This window comes from Streptomyces flaveus (assembly GCF_014647675.1).
GTDB lineage: Bacteria > Actinomycetota > Actinomycetes > Streptomycetales > Streptomycetaceae > Streptomyces > Streptomyces flaveus.
The window spans coordinates 80,930-100,467 of sequence record NZ_BMPQ01000007.1; the positions used below are offsets into that span (position 1 = coordinate 80,930).

14 protein-coding genes are annotated in these 19,538 nt (G+C 70.2%); 8 read left to right on the forward strand and 6 right to left on the reverse strand.

Features of this window, described 5'->3' with window-relative positions:
* Positions 1-83: 83 nt before the first annotated feature.
* Both IEZ21_RS16480 and IEZ21_RS16485 read right to left on the reverse strand, forming a co-directional pair.
* Positions 84-1,874, reverse strand: coding sequence for an ABC transporter ATP-binding protein (locus tag IEZ21_RS16480; RefSeq protein WP_189322650.1), 1,791 nt, complete (start codon positions 1,872-1,874; stop codon positions 84-86).
* Positions 1,871-3,670 (reverse strand): ABC transporter transmembrane domain-containing protein, encoded by a 1,800-nt coding sequence (locus IEZ21_RS16485; protein ID WP_189322651.1) that lies wholly within the window; start codon positions 3,668-3,670, stop codon positions 1,871-1,873. Before IEZ21_RS16485 ends, IEZ21_RS16480 begins: the two co-directional genes overlap by 4 nt.
* 188 nt (positions 3,671-3,858) lie before the next feature.
* Here IEZ21_RS16485 and IEZ21_RS16490 point away from each other — a divergent pair, with 188 nt between their 5' ends.
* The 3 genes from IEZ21_RS16490 to IEZ21_RS16500 all read left to right on the forward strand — a co-directional run bounded on the left by IEZ21_RS16490 (position 3,859) and on the right by IEZ21_RS16500 (position 7,857).
* Entirely contained in the window at positions 3,859-4,602 is a 744-nt protein-coding gene (locus IEZ21_RS16490) for a hypothetical protein (RefSeq protein ID WP_189322652.1), read from the forward strand.
* A gap of 58 nt (positions 4,603-4,660) precedes the next feature.
* On the forward strand, positions 4,661-6,286 hold the full coding sequence (locus tag IEZ21_RS16495; RefSeq protein WP_189322653.1) for a peptide-N4-asparagine amidase: 1,626 nt from the start codon (positions 4,661-4,663) through the stop codon (positions 6,284-6,286).
* Positions 6,287-6,432: 146 nt separating this feature from the next.
* Positions 6,433-7,857: a cation:dicarboxylate symporter family transporter gene (locus IEZ21_RS16500; RefSeq protein ID WP_189322654.1), complete on the forward strand. Its 1,425-nt coding sequence runs from the start codon at positions 6,433-6,435 to the stop codon at positions 7,855-7,857.
* A gap of 63 nt (positions 7,858-7,920) precedes the next feature.
* Here the strand turns inward: IEZ21_RS16500 and IEZ21_RS16505 are convergent, their stop codons facing one another.
* Positions 7,921-8,370: a MarR family winged helix-turn-helix transcriptional regulator gene (locus IEZ21_RS16505; protein ID WP_033322941.1), complete on the reverse strand. Its 450-nt coding sequence runs from the start codon at positions 8,368-8,370 to the stop codon at positions 7,921-7,923.
* Between the two features lie 95 nt (positions 8,371-8,465).
* Between IEZ21_RS16505 and IEZ21_RS16510 the strand changes: the two genes are divergently transcribed.
* Entirely contained in the window at positions 8,466-10,265 is a 1,800-nt protein-coding gene (locus IEZ21_RS16510) for an ABC transporter ATP-binding protein (RefSeq protein WP_189322655.1), read from the forward strand.
* A gap of 43 nt (positions 10,266-10,308) precedes the next feature.
* A complete protein-coding gene (gene mltG / locus IEZ21_RS16515) occupies positions 10,309-11,142 on the forward strand; it encodes an endolytic transglycosylase MltG (RefSeq protein WP_189322656.1) in 834 nt (277 codons plus the stop codon).
* 18 nt (positions 11,143-11,160) lie between these two features.
* On the opposite strand, the gene IEZ21_RS16520 is transcribed toward mltG, so the two are convergent.
* Positions 11,161-12,255: an NAD(P)-binding domain-containing protein gene (locus tag IEZ21_RS16520; RefSeq protein WP_189322657.1), complete on the reverse strand. Its 1,095-nt coding sequence runs from the start codon at positions 12,253-12,255 to the stop codon at positions 11,161-11,163.
* A gap of 275 nt (positions 12,256-12,530) precedes the next feature.
* Between IEZ21_RS16520 and IEZ21_RS16525 the strand changes: the two genes are divergently transcribed.
* On the forward strand, positions 12,531-12,953 hold the full coding sequence (locus IEZ21_RS16525) for a secondary thiamine-phosphate synthase enzyme YjbQ (protein ID WP_189322658.1): 423 nt from the start codon (positions 12,531-12,533) through the stop codon (positions 12,951-12,953).
* A 112-nt stretch (positions 12,954-13,065) separates the two neighbouring features.
* Entirely contained in the window at positions 13,066-13,659 is a 594-nt protein-coding gene (gene ybiA / locus IEZ21_RS16530; protein ID WP_189322659.1) for a riboflavin biosynthesis intermediates N-glycosidase, read from the forward strand.
* Between the two features lie 111 nt (positions 13,660-13,770).
* Here ybiA and IEZ21_RS16535 read toward each other — a convergent pair whose 3' ends face one another.
* Complete coding sequence (locus IEZ21_RS16535) at positions 13,771-16,896, reverse strand: amidohydrolase family protein (RefSeq protein ID WP_189322660.1); 3,126 nt, start codon at positions 16,894-16,896, stop codon at positions 13,771-13,773.
* A gap of 297 nt (positions 16,897-17,193) precedes the next feature.
* Positions 17,194-17,967, reverse strand: a complete 774-nt coding sequence (locus tag IEZ21_RS16540) for a sulfite exporter TauE/SafE family protein (RefSeq protein ID WP_189322661.1) — start codon at positions 17,965-17,967, stop codon at positions 17,194-17,196.
* 252 nt (positions 17,968-18,219) lie between these two features.
* Between IEZ21_RS16540 and IEZ21_RS16545 the strand changes: the two genes are divergently transcribed.
* Positions 18,220-19,521 carry an MFS transporter gene (locus tag IEZ21_RS16545; protein WP_189322662.1) on the forward strand — a complete coding sequence of 434 codons (1,302 nt, stop codon included), beginning with the start codon at positions 18,220-18,222 and terminating at the stop codon, positions 19,519-19,521.
* Positions 19,522-19,538: the final 17 nt, after the last annotated feature.

A 19,538-nucleotide genomic window follows, 5' to 3' on the forward strand; every position in this document is an offset into this window, starting at 1 on the left:
GGCATGGGCCCTGGCCAGGCCACCGGTACGGCCGCGGTGCAGGTCCGCCCGAACACAGGCGGACCTGGCACCGGAGCGGTGACTCACCCGTGCCAGGACCGCCACAGCGCGGCGTACGCGCCGTCGGCGGCGACCAGCTGGTCGTGGCTGCCGAGTTCGCTGATGCGGCCGTTCTCGACGACGGCGATGACGTCGGCGTCGTGGGCGGTGTGCAGCCGGTGGGCGATGGCGACCACGGTGCGGCCGTCGAGGACGCGGGCCAGGGAGCGTTCCAGGTGGCGGGCGGCGCGCGGGTCGAGGAGCGAGGTGGCCTCGTCCAGGACCAGCGTGTGCGGATCGGCGAGCACCAGCCTGGCCAGCGCGATCTGCTGGGCCTGGGCCGGGGTGAGGCCAAGCCCGCCCGAGCCGACCTCGGTGTCCAGACCGTCGTCCAGTGCCCGTGCCCAGTCATCGGCGTCGACGGCGCCGAGGGCCGCCCACAGTTCCGCGTCATCGGCATCTGTACGGGCGAGGAGCAGGTTGTCGCGCAGGGACCCCACGAAGACGTGGTGTTCCTGGTTGACCAGCGCCACGTGGGAGCGGACGCGTTCAGCGGACATCTCAGACAGTTCGGCGCCGCCCAGGGTGATGTGGCCGACGCGGGGCGCGTAGATCCCGGCGAGCAGCCTGCCCAGCGTGGACTTGCCCGCGCCGGACGGGCCGACCAGGGCCAGCCGGGTGCCCGGCGCGACCTCCAGCGAGACCTTGCGCAGGACGTCGACGCCTTCCCGGTAACCGAAGTGCACCCGGTCGGCGCGCACCTCGCGCCCCTCCGGGTCCAGCGACCCGTCACCGGCATCCGGCTCGATGTCGCGCACGCCCACCAGCCGGGCCAGCGACACATGGGCCACCTGCAACTCGTCGTACCAGCGCAGGATCAGGCCCACCGGGTCGACGAGCATCTGCGCGATGAGCGCGCCCGTCGTCAGCTGGCCGACCCCGATCCAGCCCTGGAGCACAAAGTATCCGCCGATCATCAGGACCGAACCGAGGACCGTGACATGCGTGATGTTGATGACCGGGAAGAGCACCGTACGCAGCCACAAGGTGTACCGCTCCCATGCGGTCCATTCCTGGACGCGCTGGTCCGACAGGTCGATGCGGCGCTCGCCCAGGCGGTGGGCCTCGACGGTGCGCCCGGCATCCACGGTCTCGGCGAGGACGGCGGCCACGGCGGCGTAACCGGCGGCCTCGGAGCGGTAGGCCGACGGCGCGCGCTTGAAGTACCAGCGGCAGCCGGCCACCAGGAGCGGGACGGCGATCAGCACGGCGGGTGCGAGCGGCGGCGCGGTCACGGCGAGCCCGCCGAGCAGCAGCGCCACCCACACCACACCGATGGCCAGTTGGGGCACGGCCTCGCGCATGGCGTTGGCGAGCCGGTCGATGTCCGTCGTGATCCGGGACAGCAGGTCACCCGTCCCGGCCCGCTCCAGGACACCCGGCGGCAGCCCCACCGACCGTACGAGGAAGTCCTCGCGCAGGTCGGCCAGCATGCGCTCGCCGAGCATGGCGCCACGCAGCCGCACCTGACGTACGAACACGGCCTGGACGACCAGCGCGAGGACGAAGATCGCGGCGGTGCGTTCCAGATGCAGTTCGCGCGCTGCGGCGGCGCTGTCGGAGACGCGCTCGACGAGGGAGCCCAGCAGGTAAGGGCCCACCATCGAGGCGACGACGGCGACCGTGTTGACGGTGATGAGCAGCAGGAAGGCCCGGCGGTGCCGTTGGAACAGTTCGGCCACGTAGGCGCGTACGGTCGCGGGGGCGCCGACGGGCAGGGTGTTCGCCGTCGTCGGGGCCGCCGGGTCGTAGGCCGGTGGCGCCACGCCGATCATGCGGTCTCCTCGATCTCTTCGAGTGCTTCCAGGTGGTCCATGTCGACTGCGGCGGCCTCGTCGTCGGTCTCACGGGTCACCACGGCGCGGTACCGGGGTTCGCTGTGCACCAGTTCGCGGTGCACGCCGACCGCGGCGATCTCGCCCTCATGGACGAGCACGACCCGGTCCGCGTGGTCCAGGAGCAGCGGGGACGAGGTGAAGACCACCGTCGTACGCCCCTGTCGCAGGGACCGGATGCCGTCGGCGATCCGCGCCTCGGTGTGCGAGTCGACGGCGGACGTCGGCTCGTCCAGGACGAGCACCTCCGGGTCCGTGATCAGGGACCGCGCCAGCGCGAGGCGTTGGCGCTGGCCGCCCGACAGAGAGCGACCGCGTTCGGTGATCCGGGCGTCCATCGGGTTCTCGGCGTCCAGCGACCCCTGGGCGAGCGCGTCCAGGACGTCACCGCACTGCGCGGCGGCCAGCGCGTCCTCGGCACTGACGCCGCCCGAGGCGGGCACGTCGAGCAGTTCGCGAAGGCTTCCGGACAGCAGCACCGGATCCTTGTCCTGGACGAGGACAGCCGTGCGGGCGGAGTCGAGCGGCAGTTCGTCCAGCGGTACGCCGCCGAGGAACGCGGAGGGCAGGTCCGAGGAGGCTGCGGCGTGTCCGCCGAGCCGCTCGGCCAGCACACCCGAAGCGTCCGGGTCGCCGCACACCACAGCGGTGAGCCGGCCGGCCGGAGCGAGCAGCCCGGTCGCCGGGTCGTACAGATCCCCGGCCGGCGCGACAGCCGCGCGCGAGCCCTCGCTGTCCATCGCGCGCTCCAGTGCCAGCACCCGGGCCGCACGTTTCGCGGACGGCCGGGAGAAGGAGTACGCCATCGCGATCTCCACGAAGTGGTGCAGGGGATACGACATGATCATGACGGCGCTGTACACGGTGATCATCTCGCCGACGGTGATCCGGCCCTCGCGGGCCAGGTTCACGCCGTGCCAGACGACCGCGATCAGCAGCAGACCGGGCAGCAGCACCTGGACCGCGGCGATCAGCGACCACATCCGGGCGCTGCGGACCGCGGCGTGGCGTACCTCCTGCGAGGCCCGGCGGTACCGGTCGAGGAACAGCTCCTCGCCGCCGATGCCGCGCAGCACGCGCAGACCCGCGACCGTGTCCGAGGCCAGCTCGGTGGCGCGGCCCGCCTTCTCGCGCTGGAAGTCGGCTCGCCTGGTGGCGCGCGGCAGCAGTGGCAGCACCGCGAGTGCCAGGACGGGCACGCCCACGGCGACGACGATCCCGAGCGCGGGCTCGTACACGACCAGGGCGACGCAGACGACGACGATGGTCACGGCGGCCGCGGTGAACCGCGACACGGCCTCCACGAACCAGCCGATCTTCTCCACGTCGCCGGTGGACACGGCGACCACCTCACCGGCCGCCACGCGCCGCGTCAGCGCGGAGCCCAACTGGGCGGTCCTACGGGCCAGCAGCTGCTGGACGCGGGCGGCCGCGGTGATCCAGTTGGTGACCGCGGTCCGGTGCAGCATGGTGTCGCCCACCGCGATACCGAGCCCGCACAGCGCGATCAGCCCACCCGCCAGAGCCAGCCGTGCGCCGGAGCGGTCCACGACGGCCTGGATGGCGAAACCGACACAGAAGGGCAGCCCGCACACGGAGAGGAAGTGCAGCAGCCCCCAGGCCAGGGACTTCAGCTGTCCGCCGAGTTGATTCCGGCCGAGCCACACCAGGAATCGGGGCCCCGAGCGAGCGTCCGGCACACCCGGGTCGGGATACGGAAGGTCTTGAATCTGCATGACGTCCCAGGGGCTCGTAGAACGGGGTGGGGGGAAGCAACAAACCGTGAAAGGTTCGCGCCACAGAGTGTCCGAAGGCAAACGATTTTCCGACGCCCGGCAAAGATTCGGCCCGGACCGCCCGCATATGGCCGGGATACCCCGGTGCCGGGCGCAATCATCCGGAACACGGTGCGACGATGGATCGCATGCGAATTGGCGGTGCGATGCGTACGGCAGCTGCGGCCGCGGCCTGTGGTGTCCTGCTCATGTCCCTGACGGCCTGCGGCGGTTCGGACGGCGGAAGCGGTGGCGAGAGCGACGCGCAGTCGAGTGACCGGCCGCGGCAGGCCCAGGCGCGCACCGTCGACCTCAAGCGCATCCCCGACGTCGGGGACAGGCTGCGGAAGCAGATCCCGGCCGACTCCCGCCAGGTCGTGACGGTCTACGGCGAGGGCAAGGACTCGGCGGACTCCAGGATCGTCCTCTACACGAAGTCCGGTTCCACCTGGGACCAGACGCGCAGTTGGCAGGGGCACAACGGCAAGAAGGGCTGGACCACCGACCACCGCGAGGGCGACAACCGCAGCCCTGTCGGCGTGTTCACGCTCAGCGACGCGGGCGGTGTCCTCCCCGACCCGGGTGCCAAGCTCCCGTACACGCGGTCCGCGGGCTTCCAGGCCCCGCGCTACTGGGCCAAGTCGCACTGGCACGACTTCGACTACGTCATCGCCATCGACTACAACCGGGTCAAGGGCACCTCGCCCAACGACCCGACCCGCCCCCAGGGCCAGTCCAAGGGCGGCAGCATCTGGCTGCACATGGACCACGGCAGCGGTACGTCGGCCTGTGTGAGCCTGTCCAAGTCGGGCATGGAGTACCTCCTGCGCACCCTCGACCCGGCCAGGCACCCGGTCGTGGTGATGGGCGACAAGGCGAACCTCAAGGCCTGACGAACATTGGCCCGAGGCCTCATTGCGGGCAGTGCCAACTCCCCGTAGAACTCCGGCCATGAGAAGACGGATCATCATGTCCATGCTCGCCGGAGCAACCCTCATGGCGAGCACCCTCCTCGGCGCGGCCCCCGCACCGGCCGCCCCGTCCCACGCCCCAGCCGCCGATTCCGCCGCCCCGCCCGCCGAGTTCGGCACCGACTGGCATGACCCCCTGACCGCCGCCCCGCCCGTCACCGCACCCGACGACGCGAAGTCCTGCGACATCACGGTTGCCGAAGCTCAGTTCCGCGACTTCACGCCGTACAAGGGCACGTACACACCCCCGCGCGGCTGCGGCGACCGATGGAGCAAGGTCGTGCTGCGGCTCGACGGCAAGGTGAAGGGGCGGCAGTTCGACCGGCTCGGCTATCTGCACATCGGCGGAGTCGAGGTCTTCCGCACCTCCACCCCGCAGCCCTCGCCGGACGGCATCGAATGGTCGGTGGAGAAGGACGTCACGCGCTACAGCGACACGTTCCGGCAGAGCCAGGACGTCGAGATGCTCATCGGGAACGTCGTCGACGACACGTACACGGGCATCATCGACGTCAAGGTGACGCTGACCTTCTACGAGGGCAGGCCCGCGGCCACCACCCCCGACCGCGTCCTCACCCTCCAGGACGGCACCCTCACCACGCCCCGCAACAGCGAACGCATCGTCGCCGAGGTGTACGCCACGGGATCCGGCGGCGGGTGCGAGGAGTACTGGTATCTGACGGTGCCCGAGACCGCGCCGTACTCCTGCAAGGCGGACGACGGCCCCTACCGCGAGGTGCAGATCAAGGTCGACGGGCAACTGGCGGGCATCGCCACGCCGTTCCCGACCGTGTGGACCGGCGGCTGGTCCAATCCCTTCCTCTGGTACGTGATTCCGGGGCCGCGCGCCTTCGACATCAAGCCCATCGAGTACGACCTGACACCTTTCGCGGGGCTGCTCAACGACGGCCGTCCGCACCGGATCGAGGTCTCGGTGGCCGGTGTTCCGGAGGGGCAGCCCGGCTGGAGCACCCCGGTGAACGTCCTCGTCCAGCAGGATGCCAAGAGCAGGCAGGTGACCGGAAAGCTGACCGCGCACAAGGCGGGCGATCTCGCCAACTCCTCGACGTACACGCCCGGTTCGGAGCACCGGCTGGACACCGACGCCGGTCACCGGCTGACCGTGTCCGGGTATGTCGACACGTCGCACGGCCGCGTGACGACCACCGTCAGCCGCAAGCTGGCCAACAAATCCGTGCACCGGTGGACCGACGGTGAGGCCACGGACGCCCTGAAAGCCACCTGGACCGACTTCGAGACGGTCACCGTCGACGGGCGCGGACCTGCCAAGTCGACCCGCACGCACCGCACATACACCATGGACGGCACCACGACGCTCGGCGCCGGGGACCGGCTGCGGACCGTCATGTCGCTGGTGGACCGGGCCACGATTCTGGAGACGCGGGGAGGCCGGCGCACAGCCTGGTCCCGGCTCGACGACAGCTACGCGGGCGACGCGACGTATACGGCGAATGTGCCTCGCGACCAGCGGCATGCGGTCGGCACGACGAGCGAGCGCTACCGGATGTACGGCTCGGACGGTTGCTATGACCGGAGCCTGGTCACCGTGCAGGGGACGCTCACCGAGGATCGAGACGGCTGCTGAGAGCAGAGCCTGTGTGACGTGTCACACCCTCCATCATTTACATGGACGTGACATGGGCGTTGTCGGCGGTAGCAAACTCCCCCGATAGTGATCGACGCGGAAGCGCTTTTCCGCATCCCAGAAGTCTCGTTTCGGAGGAGTGCCCCGTGCCGCCGCCTGTACCGTCCCCAACGCGACGCGTCGCACGCATACTGCGTACCTCATTGTTCGCGCAGGTCGCCGTCGCCCTTGTGCTCGGAATCGTCGTCGGAAGGTTGTGGCCGGACACGGCCACAACCTTCCAGCCGCTCGGCGACGGTTTCATCCGGCTCATCAAAACGGTGATCTCGCCGCTCGTGTTCTGCGTGGTCGTCGTCGGCATCGCCAAAGCCGGCAACCTCAAGGCCTTCGGGCGGATCGGGCTCAAGGCCCTGATCTGGTTCGAGGTCGCCTCTACGGCCGCGTTGATCATCGGCTTGGTCGCCGCCAACGTGGTCAGTCCCGGCTCCGGCATGAACGTCGACCCCTCGCAGCTCGACACCTCGGCGGTCGACGACAAGACCGCGGGCGGTTCACTGCCGTCGACCACCGAGTTCATCCTGGAAGCGCTGCCGCAGAGCGCGGTCGGCGCCTTCGCCGAGAACTCGCTGCTTCAAGTGCTGGTGCTGGCCTGCCTCGTCGGTGCCGCGCTGCTGCACCTCGGCCAGACCAAGGTTCCCAAGATCCTGCCGGCCATCGAGCAGGCCCAGGAGGTCATCTTCGCGATCGTCGGCTTCGTGATGAAGCTGGCGCCGCTCGCCGTGTTCGGCGCGATGGTCCACCTGGTGGGGGAGTACGGGCTGGGCGTGATGAAGACGTACGGCAAGCTCATCATCCTCTGCTACGCCGTCGCCGCGATCTTCCTCGTGCTGCTCGGCGTCGCACTGAAGCTGGTCACCGGGCTCAGCCTGTGGAAGTTCGTGCGCTACACGCGCGAGGAGATGCTGCTCGCGCTCGGCACCGCCTCCAGTGAATCCGTCCTGCCGCGCATGATGCAGAAGCTGCGCCAGGCGGGCGCCCGCGACGACGCCGTGGGCCTGGTGCTGCCCACCGGCTACTCGTTCAACCTCGACGGCGCCTCCATCTACCTCTCCATCGGCACGCTGTTCATCGCGCAGGCCGTCGGGGTGGACCTCAGCCTGAGCCAGCAGATCACCGTGGTCCTGGTCCTCATGCTGACCAGCAAGGGCATGGCCGGCATCCCCGGTTCGGCCTTCCTCGCCCTGTCGGCGACCGCCTCCTCGCTCGGGGCCATCCCCGCCGGGGCCGTGGCCCTGCTGCTCGGCGTCGACCGCATCATGGACTCGATGCGCGTCGTCACCAACCTGCTCGGCAACTGCGTCGCCGTGTTCGCGGTGTCGAAGTGGGAAGGGGCGCTCGACACGGAGCGGGCCAAGAAGATGCTCGACGGTGAGATCGCGTTCGTGGAGGAAGACGACGCCGACGAGGACACGCCGAAGACGAAGACCGCCGCGGGTGCGCCGAAGACGGAGGCGCCCGCTTCCGAGGACGCCGCTTCCGAAGGCGCCGAGGTCAAGACGCCAGTCAAGTAGCCCGCGGGCGAAGTAAGTTGAAAGACGGGGCCCGGCGTTCACCGCACGCCGGGCCCCGTTCTGTCAGTCCTCCACCGCGGGCATCCCGTCGACCAACGTGTCCAGCAGCCCCCCGAGCGCCTTGCGCTGCTCGTCCGTCAGGGGGGCCAGGATGTCCTCCGCCGCGGCCCGGCGCGCGCCGCGCAGCTCGCGCAGCGCCCGTCGCCCGTCGTCCGTGAGTTCGATCCGTATCACCCGGCGATTGGTCGGGTCGGGTACGCGACGCACCTTGCCGCTCGCCTCCAGACCGTCGACCAGCGTCGTCACGGCCCGGGGCACCACCTCCAGACGCTCGGCCAGATCGGTCATACGCGGCGGCGAACTGTAGGGCGCGAGGGTACGCAACAGCCGTGACTGGGCCGGGGTGATACCGAGCCCGCGCTGCTCCAGATGACGCTTCTGGATGCGGTGCACACGACGGGTCAACCGCAGCAGCTGCTCGGCGAGTACGCCGTCGGCGTCTGGGGTGTTCATAGCGGGAACAATATCAGGACGTTGTTCATTGTGAGTATAGGTAACAATGAGCTACGCTCCCTCAGATATCGTCCTCACACACACCGTAGGAGCCCATGCCCCGCGACGAAATCGCCTGGACACCGCCACCTGTCGAGCCCGGACAACCGCGGCAGGTGCGCCGCATCCTGAAGCTCTTCCATCCCTACCGCGGCCGGCTCGCCGTCGTCGGCCTGCTCGTCGGCGCCGCGTCGCTGGTCTCGGTCGCCACGCCCTTCATGCTGAAGGAGGTCCTCGACACCGCGATCCCGCAGGGCCGCACCGGCCTGCTGAGCCTGCTCGCGCTCGGGATGATCCTCAGCGCCGTACTCACCAGCGTCTTCGGCGTGCTGCAGACCCTCATCTCCACGACGGTCGGGCAGCGCGTCATGCACGACCTGCGCACCGCCGTCTACGACAGGCTGCAGCGCATGTCGCTCGCCTTCTTCACCAGAACGCGCACGGGCGAGGTCCAGTCGCGTATCGCGAACGACATCGGCGGCATGCAGGCCACGGTCACCTCGACGGCCACCTCACTGGTCTCCAACCTCACCAGCGTCATCGCCACGATCGTCGCGATGGTCGCCCTGGACTGGCGGCTGACCGTCGTCTCGCTGCTTCTGCTGCCCCTGTTCGTATGGATCAGCCGCAGGGTCGGCAACGAACGCAAGAAGATCACCACCCAGCGGCAGAAGCAGATGGCCGTGATGGCCGCCACGGTCACCGAATCGCTCTCCGTCGGCGGCATCCTGCTCGGCCGCACCATGGGCCGCACCGACTCGCTCACCCGGTCCTTCGCAGACGAGTCCGAGGGTCTCGTCGACCTCGAAGTGCGGTCGAACATGGCGGGGCGCTGGCGCATGGCCGTCATCTCGATCGTCATGGCCGCCATGCCCGCCGTCATCTACTGGACCGCGGGCCTGGCGCTCCAGTTCGGCGGCCCCGCCGTCTCCATCGGCACGCTCGTCGCCTTCGTCTCGCTCCAGCAGGGCCTGTTCCGGCCGACCGTCAGCCTGCTCTCCACCGGTGTGCAGATCCAGACCTCGCTCGCCCTGTTCCAGCGCATCTTCGAGTACCTCGACCTGCCCATCGACATCACCGAGCCCGAGCGCCCGGTCCACCTCGACCAGGTCAAGGGCGAAGTCCGCTTCGAGGGCGTCGAGTTCCGCTACGACGACAAGAGCACGCCGATACTGGACGGCATCGACATCACCGTCCCCGCGGGCGGCAGCCTCGCCGTCGTCGGCGCCACCGGTGCCGGAAAGTCCACGCTCAGCTATCTCGTGCCCCGGCTGTACGACGTCACCGGGGGCCGCGTCACGCTCGACGGGGTCGATGTACGGGACCTGGACTTCGACACGCTCGCGCGCGCGGTCGGCGTCGTCTCCCAGGAGACGTACCTCTTCCATGCCTCCGTCGCCGACAACCTGCGCTTCGCCAAGCCGGACGCCACCGACGAGGAGCTGCACACCGCCGCGAAGGCCGCCCAGATCCACGACCACATCGCGTCCCTGCCCGACGGCTACGACACGTTGGTGGGCGAACGCGGACATCGCTTCTCCGGGGGCGAGAAGCAGCGCCTCGCCATCGCCCGCACCATCCTGCGCGACCCGCCCGTGCTGATCCTCGACGAGGCGACCAGCGCGCTGGACACCCGCACCGAGCGCGCCGTGCAGGAGGCCATCGACGCCCTCTCGGCCAACCGGACCACGCTCACCATCGCCCACCGGCTGTCCACCATTCGGGGCGCCGACCAGATCGTGGTCCTGGACTCCGGGCGTACGGTCGAGCGCGGCACGCACGAGGAGCTGTTGGAGTGCGAGGGCCGTTACGCCGCTCTGGTCCGCCGGGACGCCCAACTGGAGCCAACAAGATAAAGATATGTCGGATTTACTGCCTTATGCGGGTTAGCGTGCCCGCATGCAGACCCACACTCCGCCACGGAGAACGATTCGACTGACGCGCCGGGGCCGGATCGCCCTCATCGCGACCGGCGCCTTCGTGGCGGCCACCGTCGTGGCGGTGCCGCTGCTGAGCACGGACGAGGCCGAGGGGCCGGGGCCCCTGGTGATCCCGGAGGGCTGGCGCGCCGGCCAGGTGTACAAGGCCGTCGACAAGGCCCTCGCCCTGCCCGCGGGCACCACCAAGAAGTTCATGGACACGGCCCGTCTGGGGCTCCCCGAGGACGCGAACGGCAATCCTGAGGGCTACCTCTTTCCGGCCACGTATCCGATCGACGAGAAGTCGACTCCGGCGTCCCTGCTCTCGTACATGGTCAATACGGCGAACGAGAAGTTCAGCGGCGGCACGGTCACGGCCGGGGCCGAGCGGAACGCGATGAACGTCTATCAGACGGTCACCGTCGCGAGCATGGTCCAGGCCGAGGCGGACACCAAGGCGGACATGGGCAAGGTGGCGCGCGTCATCTACAACCGCCTCGCCCGCGGTATGCCGCTCCAGATGGACTCGACGATCAACTACGCGCTGAACCGCACCACACTCCGCACCAGCGAGAGCGACACTAAGCTCAACAGCCCGTACAACACGTACCAGCGGATGGGCCTGCCGCCCACGCCGATCGCCAATCCCGGCGAGGCCGCGATGCGTGCCGCAGTCAGTCCGGAGCAGGGCGACTGGCTGTACTTCGTCATGGTCAAGCCGGGCGACACACGTTTCACGGCCGACTACGAGCAACACAAGAAGAACGTCGCGGAGTTCAACCGTCACCGCCGGAGCGCGTCCGCGTCCCGCTGAGCCGTGGCCCAGCGGACCTCACGCGGCGACCGGCACCCCCGCCAGCAGTCGGCGGATGTCCCGTACCGCTGAGCGCCCGGCACGGTTGGCGCCGATCGTGCTGGCCGACGGCCCGTACCCGACCAGATGGATGCGCGGATCGGCGACCGCACGCGTCCCCTCGACCCGGATGCCGCCGCCCGGCTCCCGCAGCCGCAGTGGTGCCAGATGGTCGATCGCCGCGCGGAAACCGGTCGCCCACAGGATGATGTCGGCGTCAACGCGGCGTCCGTCGTCCCATTCCACGCCGTCCGGAGTGATCCGGTCGAACATCGGCAGTCGGTCCAGGACACCGTCATCGATCGCCCGCCGGATCGTGTCGTTGAGCGGCAGCCCCGTCACCGACACGACACTCTGGGGCGGAAGTCCCTGCCGGACCCGTTCCTCGACGAGTGCGACCGCGGCCCGCCCCGTGCCCTCGTCGAAGGGCCCCTCGTGGAAGACCGGCGGTCGCCGCGTCACCCACGTGGTCTCGGCCGCGTACGGCGCGATCTCCATCAGATGTTGTGTGCCGGAGGTGCCGCCGCCCACGACGACGACCCGCTGACCGGCGAACTCCTCGGGACCGGGGTACTGAGCCGTGTGCAACTGCCGCCCCCGGAAGGTCTCCTGGCCCGGATAGCGGGGCCAGAACGGCCGGTCCCAGGTGCCCGTCGCATTGATCAGCGCCCGCGTCGACCATGTCCCCGCCGAGGTTTCCACAAGCAGGCGCCCCCGGTCGCCCTCACGCACGGTCCGTACGTCGACGGGCCGCCGTACGCGCAGGTCGAAGGTCTGCTCGTAATGGTCGAAGTACTCCGCGATGACCTCGGAGGACGGGCGGGCCGGGTCCGCGTCCATCAGTTCCATGCCGGGCAGCGAATGCATCCCGTGCACCTTGCCGTACGTGAGCGTGGGCCACCGGAACTGCCATGCGCCGCCCGGCTGTGGCGCATGGTCCAGAACCACGAAGTCCCGCTCCGGCTCGAAGCCGGTGCGCCGCAGGTGGTAGGCGCTGGACAGTCCGGCCTGCCCAGCCCCGATGACGACCACGTCGACTTCTCGTGCCGCGTCTTGTACCCCGGTTTCGTTCACGCTTCTACTAACTCGGCGGGGAGTCCGGATCTTCCCGTCAGCGCCCACTCGTGACAGACAGCGGCACGCCTTCCCGGGCGGCGACAGGCGGCGGAGGCCACCCGCTGCAGGTCGATGCGGCCGCGCGTGGTGAGCAGGGCTGAACGTAACAGGCCGCCGAAAGTAGCCAGATGGACCGTGCACGGTCAGCGACGTCTCGCGAAATGGACTGCGCGTATCACCTGTCAAGCGACCGGCCAGGGCACGGAACCCGGCCGATGCGCCAGGATTGACCCATGTCCGATGCCTTCACCACCCGCGTACTGAACGTCGCCACCGGCTCCTCGGAGAGGATCGTCGACCTCACCCATGAATGCGAGGCCTTCCTCGGGGAGGCGGCGGGCGACCGCGACGGCCTGCTGAACATTTTCGTGCCGCACGCCACCGCCGGAGTCGCGATCATCGAGACCGGAGCCAGCAGCGACGACGACCTCCTCGCCGCCCTCCACACCCTGCTCCCCGCCGACGACCGCTGGCAGCACCGCCACGGCAGCCCCGGCCACGGCCGCGACCACGTACTCCCCGCGCTTGTGCCTCCGCACGCCACGCTGCCGGTCCTGAGGGGCCGCCTGGAGTTGGGGACCTGGCAGTCGGTGTGCCTGGTCGACACGAACAGGGACAACACCAACCGTCATGTGCGGTTGAGCTTCCTGGGGTGAGCAAGGGGGATGGCCGTCGAATCTCCTTGGTGTAGACGGCCTCCCACACGCCGCACGTGCGTGGCGGAAATCCCTTCGTCTGTTGTCGGTGGTGGCTGGGAGGATCCCTGTCATGGAGACGATCGACACGAAGAGCCCGGTCCAGGCCCGCACCAGGGAAGGGCTCGCGGCGCTCATTGCTGCCGGAGCGCGGCCGAAGTGGCTGATGTTCTGGGGGCATCAGCCGCAGCGGGATGGTTCGATCGGTCCGGGTGCGCTCAGCCAGTGGTGGCCTTCCCCGTTCACCGTGGATGGCGTGACGTATGCAAGCGCCGAGCACTGGATGATGGTGGGCAAGGCCCGTCTGTTCGGTGACGACGCGTCGCTCTCGGCGATCCTCGCGGCGCGCTCTCCCGCCGAGGCCAAGAGCCTCGGGCGGCTGGTCCGCGCCTTCGACGAGGCGCGCTGGGTCGCCGCCCGCTTCGAGCTGGTCGTTGCGGGTAACGTCGCCAAGTTCGGACAGGACCCTGCTCTGCGCGCGTACCTGCTCGGCACGGGTAATCGGGTGCTGGTCGAGGCCAGCCCGCGCGACCGGGTGTGGGGCATCGGGCTCGGCGCGTCCGATGACCGTGCCACCGATCCCTCCCGGTGGCCTGGCCAGAACCTGCTCGGCTTCGCCCTGATGGAGGCGCGGGCCCGTCTGGCTGCCGCTCGCTGCGACGAGTAGTCGATGTCCATGGGACCGCCCGCCATGCGCGGAGCGACCGGTCACAGCAACTGCCCCGACGCCATCGCGACGGCCTGCCTGCCGCGGAGGGGCTCGTCGGCGAGGCCGGCATCAGCAGCAGGAGTGGTGGATGTGTTCCTCCCGGTGCCACCAGAAACGCTCGCGGACCGGTTGCTGGGGCAGGTCGGGCAGGGCGGCGTTGTGGACGGCTGTCTGACTCCGCTTCGTATTGGCCGTCAGATCCGCGACGGTGTGCGAGATGCCGCCGACGACGACCTGGCGTACGGCGGCCGCGGCCGCGATGTCCGTCGTCGGGTCGCCCTCGACCATGACGAGGTCGGCGAGCTTGCCCGGCTCGACGGTGCCGAGTTGGTCGGACAGGCCCAGGGTGCGGGCGCCCTGGACGGTGGCGGAGCGCAGCGCCTCGTAGGGGCTGACGCCGTGGCGGACCATGGTCTGCAGGTTGAGGTGGTAGTAGACGCCGGGCGGGACGAGCGGGCTGTCGGTGCCGACGGCGACGTTGGCGCCTTGTTCGACCAGGTGGCGGACGGTCTCGCCGTGCCGGGCGACGAAGGCGAGTTCGGCGGTCGGCTCCTCGGCCAGCGCCGCCTCGATGCCCTCGCGCAGCTCCGCGTACTCGGCGGCGGTGAGCAGGGAGGTCAGCCGGGTGTCGTCCAGAGCCCACTCCGCGTGGCGGTAGAGGGCGGCCCGGACGGCGGACAGGCCGAGACCGGAGAGTCCGAAGGTGGGCGTGAAGGCCATGCCGCTCGCGGCCAGCGGGCCGGTGACGTCCTGGTAGCTGTGGCCGAGGTGGGTCTCCTTCTGGCGGCGGCCGTAGCGGCTGGTGCCGCCGATGTGCTCGACGCCGTCGGCCCCGAGGTCGAGCGGGCCGAACAGGTAGTGGGACGTGGTCCGCAGGCCGATCCGGTGGGCGGCCCGGACGGCCTTGCGCTGGAGGGCGTAGGGCAGCCGGACGTACGTTTTGACCATGTCGTGGCCGAGGGCGCGGGCCTTGCTGATCTCGCGGCGCAGCTGCTCGTCGTCGGTGACCGGGCGGGCTGAGGAGTAGTAGATGCGGGAGCCGTCGACCATGTCGCCGGCGGCGAAGACGCGGGGGCCGGTGCGGCGGCCGGCGGTGAGGGCCTCCTTGGCCTCGACGGCCGCGTAGTGGGCTGTGCCGGGTGAGCGCAGGGCTGTGACGCCGAAGGAGAGCCACAGGCGCATGAGTTCGTTGCGCTCCCAGGGGCCGTGCTCGTGGACGGCGACGAAGCCGGGCAGCACCGTCAGGCCGCGGGCGTCGACGACCTTGTCGCCGGGCCGGACGGAGCGGGCTCCGCGCGGGGTGACGGCGGCGATGCGGTGGCCCTCGAGGACGATGTCGACGTCGCGCCGCAGGCCGGGGCCGGTACCGTCCCAGAGGGCGTCGGCCCGGACGACCGTACGGCCGGTGGGCAGCGCCGGGCGCCAGATGAGCCGGAGCGGGACGGCGGAGGTCTTGCCGGCGGGCGTGGTGAGGCGCAGGCGGCCGTCGGAGAGGTGGAGCAGGGAGGCGGAGTCGCCGCTCCAGCTGGGTGCGTCGGCGGTCTCCGCGCTGACCCGGCGGGCGGTGCCGGTGGTGCGGCCCTCGGCGTCGAGGTCGCTGATGTGCAGGGTGCCGTTCGCGATGTACGCCGTCCTGGTGCCGTCGGGGGAGTGGACGGGGCCCGCGTCGATGCGGTTGGCGAGGGAGCCGCCGGGGAGGGGCTCGCTGTAGTGAGCCTCGCCGGTGGCGAGGTCAACGGTGAGGATCCGGTTGTGGCCCTCGCGGTAGCGCGGGGTGACGGGGACGAGGACGGCGGCGGACAGGCGTGTGCCGTCGGCGGTGAAGGTGGGGCGGCCAGGGGCGTTGAGCGGGCCGGCGACCTTGCGGACCGCGCCGGAGGCGAGCCCCAGGGTGCAGAGGGTGGCGCCCTCGGAGACGAAGGCGACGGTGGTGCCGTCCGGGCTGACGACGGGCGCGGCGGCGGACAGACCGGTGTCGGTGAGGCGGCGCCGGGCGCCGGTGGCGACGTCGTACCGCCACAGCGCGATGCCGCCGTCGCGGTCGCTGACGTATACGAGGCTGCGGCCGTCCGGCGCCCAGGCCGGGTCGGTGTTGCGATGCCCGTCGGCGACGACCGCCTCGGGATCCCGGCCGCGGCGCATGACCCACAGATCGCCGAGGGCACCGAAGGCGACACTCCGGCCGTCCGGGGAGAGGGCGGGCCCGACGACGCCCGTCGTCTGACGGCCGCCGGTGCCGTCGAAGTCCCGTGCGGCGGCGGGCCGTTCGGTGACCCTGGGCACGGTGACGCGGGCGCTGAACGGGACGTCCTCGACCGTGCCTTGGATCGTACGGCGGCGAAGGCGGCCGTCGGCGGTGTAGAGGAGTTCGTCCGGACCGGCCCAGCGGGCGGCGAAGGGGAACACGTCCTCGCCGTCGTCGGACACGGTCTCGCCGTCGACGACGAGCGCGGTGCCGGTGGTGGTGAGGTGGACGTAGGCGAGGCGGCTGCCGTCGGGCGAGAAGGAGGGTCCGGCGAGGCGGCCCTCCGTGACCTTGGCGAGGGTGGTACGGGTGCCGTCGGCGGTCACCTGGTCGATGGCCTGCGGGGCGTCGGCGGTCCCGGTGGTGAAGGCGATCGCCGTGCCGTCCGGCGTCCAGCAGGGCTGGCCCTCCTGGACGGTGCCGGTGGTCCAGGAGGTGGCCTCGCCGCTGTCGACGTCGACGACGTGGACCGCGTACCGGCCGTCGCTCTCGGCGGCGCAGGCGATCCGGGTGCCGTCGGGAGAGAAGCGCGGCTCGCGGTGGTCGGCGTCACCGGAGGTGAGCTGCCTGCGCCCGGTGCCGTCGGCGTTCATCAGCCACAGGTGGAACACGCCGCCGGTGTAGACCTGGTAGACGATCCGGCGGCCGTCCGGCGAGAAGTCCGGCTCGCTCGCCTCCTCCTCGACACTGGTGAGCGGCACGGCGTCACCGCCCTCGGCGGGCAGCGTCCACAACAGGTTCAGCAGGTCCAGGACGACGGTCCGGCCGTCCGGGGCGAGCGAGGCGGAGGCGTTGGTCGCCTCCGTGACGGTCACGCTCACGGCACGCGCGCCCGCCACACCGTCCGCGGCCGGGGATGCCCACGCCGGAGTCCCGTGACCGCCCAACACCCCTGCCCCCGCCGCGAGTCCAGCTCCACGCCTGATGAGCGCACGACGTGTCAGTCCCATTGGTCCACACCTCTCCGCAGGTTTGGATGCACCCTACAGATAAGGGCAGGCTCATGGAACAGCCCATTCCGCTCTGTTCGCGACACGCAAACTCCCGTTTACGCAAGGGAGTTGACGCCTGCGGCCGGCAACGCGAAGCACCGCGTCGGCTACCCTCGCGGGGCACGAACGGCGCCCCCTGGACAGGGCAGCGTTGCCTGATGCGGCATCAGGCAACGCTGCGCGCGCTGGTCCGGCGGCTCCTGGGGCGGGCCTTCGCCGTGTGCCGGCCGCGGTGTGTCAGTGCAGCAGGAGCTGTCAGCGCAGCAGGAGCTGCACGATCGCGATGACGCCGACGGCGACGATGACGGCGCGGAGCGCGGTGGGCGGGAGGCGGCGGCCGACCTTGGCGCCGATCTGCCCGCCGAGGGCGGAGCCGACGGCGATCAGCAGGACCGCCGTCCAGTCGAACTCGGCGACGAAGAGGAAGAAGCAGGCGGCGACGCCGTTGACGACGGCTCCGAGGATGTTCTTGACCGCGTTGACGCGTTGCAGGTCCTCGTCGAGGAACAGGCCCATCAGGGAGAGGTACAGGACCCCTTGGGCGGCGCCGAAGTAGCCGCCGTACCCGCTCGCGAGAAGCAGTCCGGCCAAGAGGACGGGGCCGCCGTGCTGGCGGGAGGTGGTGCCGTTGTTCGCGCGGCGGCGCTGTACGGCTTTGGCGAGGCGTGGCTGGAGCAGTACGAGGACGAGCGCGAGGGCGATCAGTACCGGGACGATCGTGTCGAAGGCCTCGGAGGGCAGGGCGAGCAGCAGGATGGCGCCGCCGAGTCCGCCGATGAGAGCGGTGAGGCCGAGGACGAGTGCGCGGCGGCCCTGTCCGCGGAGTTCGGCGCGGTAGCCGATGGCTCCGCTGATGGAGCCGGGGACGAGGCCGAGGGCGTTGGAGACGTTGGCGGTGATCGGCGGCAGCCCGGTGGCAAGCAGTACCGGGAAGGTGATCAGGGTGCCGGAACCGACGATGGTGTTGATGGTGCCCGCTCCGATGCCGGCTGCGAGGACGGCCAGTGCTTCCCAGATGGACAACGCCATCTCCTTACATGATCAGTGTGTCGCCTCCCCGCCGCGCGGCAGGCGGTCGAGGGGCTCGCACTGATCATGCACGATCAAGCGCATGGCCCAGCGTGTGCGCTCAGCATGTGGTCACGAAACTGAATCCGATTCAAATCACAGGCAATTCTGTAGTAATCCTATGCACTAGGGCTAGCTGTACTGAGTTCAGTTCTGTAGCGTCCCCGGCGTCGGCAGGGTACGGGACCGTGCCGTGGGAAGGAGAGCCGGAGGATGCGTGCCACTCAGCAGCCCGCCACATCAGGGGCGGAGTCAGCGTCGTACGATCCGCGTACGGTGCGCCGCGCGATGCTCGCCGGGAGCCTGGGCACCCTGATCGAGTACTACGACTTCAGCGTCTATGGCTATCTCGCCGTAGTGATCGCTCCGCAGTTCTTCCCGAGCGACGATCCGGCGGCCTCGCTCCTGGCGGCGCTCGCGGTGTTCGCCACCGGCCTCGTGGTGCGGCCGGTCGGTGGCGTGTTCTTCGGGTGGCTGGGCGACCGATGGGGGCGTCGCAAGGCGCTGGTGTCCTCGGTGGTGTGCATGGGAGTGGCCAGCAGTATCACGGGACTGCTGCCGACCTACAGTCAGATCGGTGTGGCCGCCGCTGTGCTGCTCCTCCTCACCCGGCTGGTGCAGGGCATCTCCACGGGCGGGGAGTCGGTCGGCGCCTACACCTACATCTACGAGTCGGCGCCGCCCCGGCGCAGGGCCTTCCTCGGTGCCGTCACGCCCATCGGGTCCAACCTCGGGTTCATGTTCGCGGCTGCCACGGCCGGGGTGATCTCCGCGCTCGCCACCAAGGAGCAGATGGCCGACTGGGGCTGGCGGTTGCCCTTCCTGATGGCCGTGCCGCTCACGCTGTTCTGCCTGTGGGCCCGGCTGCGGATCGAGGACACCCCGGAGTTCGAAGAGGCCGCACGGCGCGCCGACATCCCCTCGGCTCCGATCCGGGAGGTCCTGGCCACCCACCGCGCGGCGCTGCTGCAGTCCATCGGCCTGTCCATGGCGCAGGGCGGCGCCATCTTCCTCGGCCTGACGTACATCGGCATCCATCTCTCGAACAACCTGGGGTACGACTCCACGCAGGTGCTCTGGCTGAGTGCGGGCGTCGTCCTCGTCACCGTGCTGCTCATGGTGCCGGCCGGCTGGCTCGCCACCCGGTTCGGCTCCCGCCGCATCCTGCTGTGCGGGTTGCTGGGATTCCTGGTGACCGCCTACCCCGCGATGATGCTCATGGGCCGGCACAACCTGGTCCTGGCCGGCCTGGCCTACACGCTTTTCATGCTGAGCAGCGCGTTCGTGCAGGTTCCGGCGGCCAGCCTGTGGCCGCATCTGTTCGAACGCCGGGTCCGCTACACCGGGATGGCGATCGGGTACAACATCGGCACCGTCCTCGCGGGCGGTACGGCTCCGTACATCGCGACCTTCCTGGTCCAGCGGACCGGGAACCTGCTCTCTCCGGCGTTCTTCGTCATGCTGGTCTGCCTGATCGGAATCGGTGCCCTGCTCACCGTCCGCAAGGATGTGTAGGCGCGTCGGGCGCGACC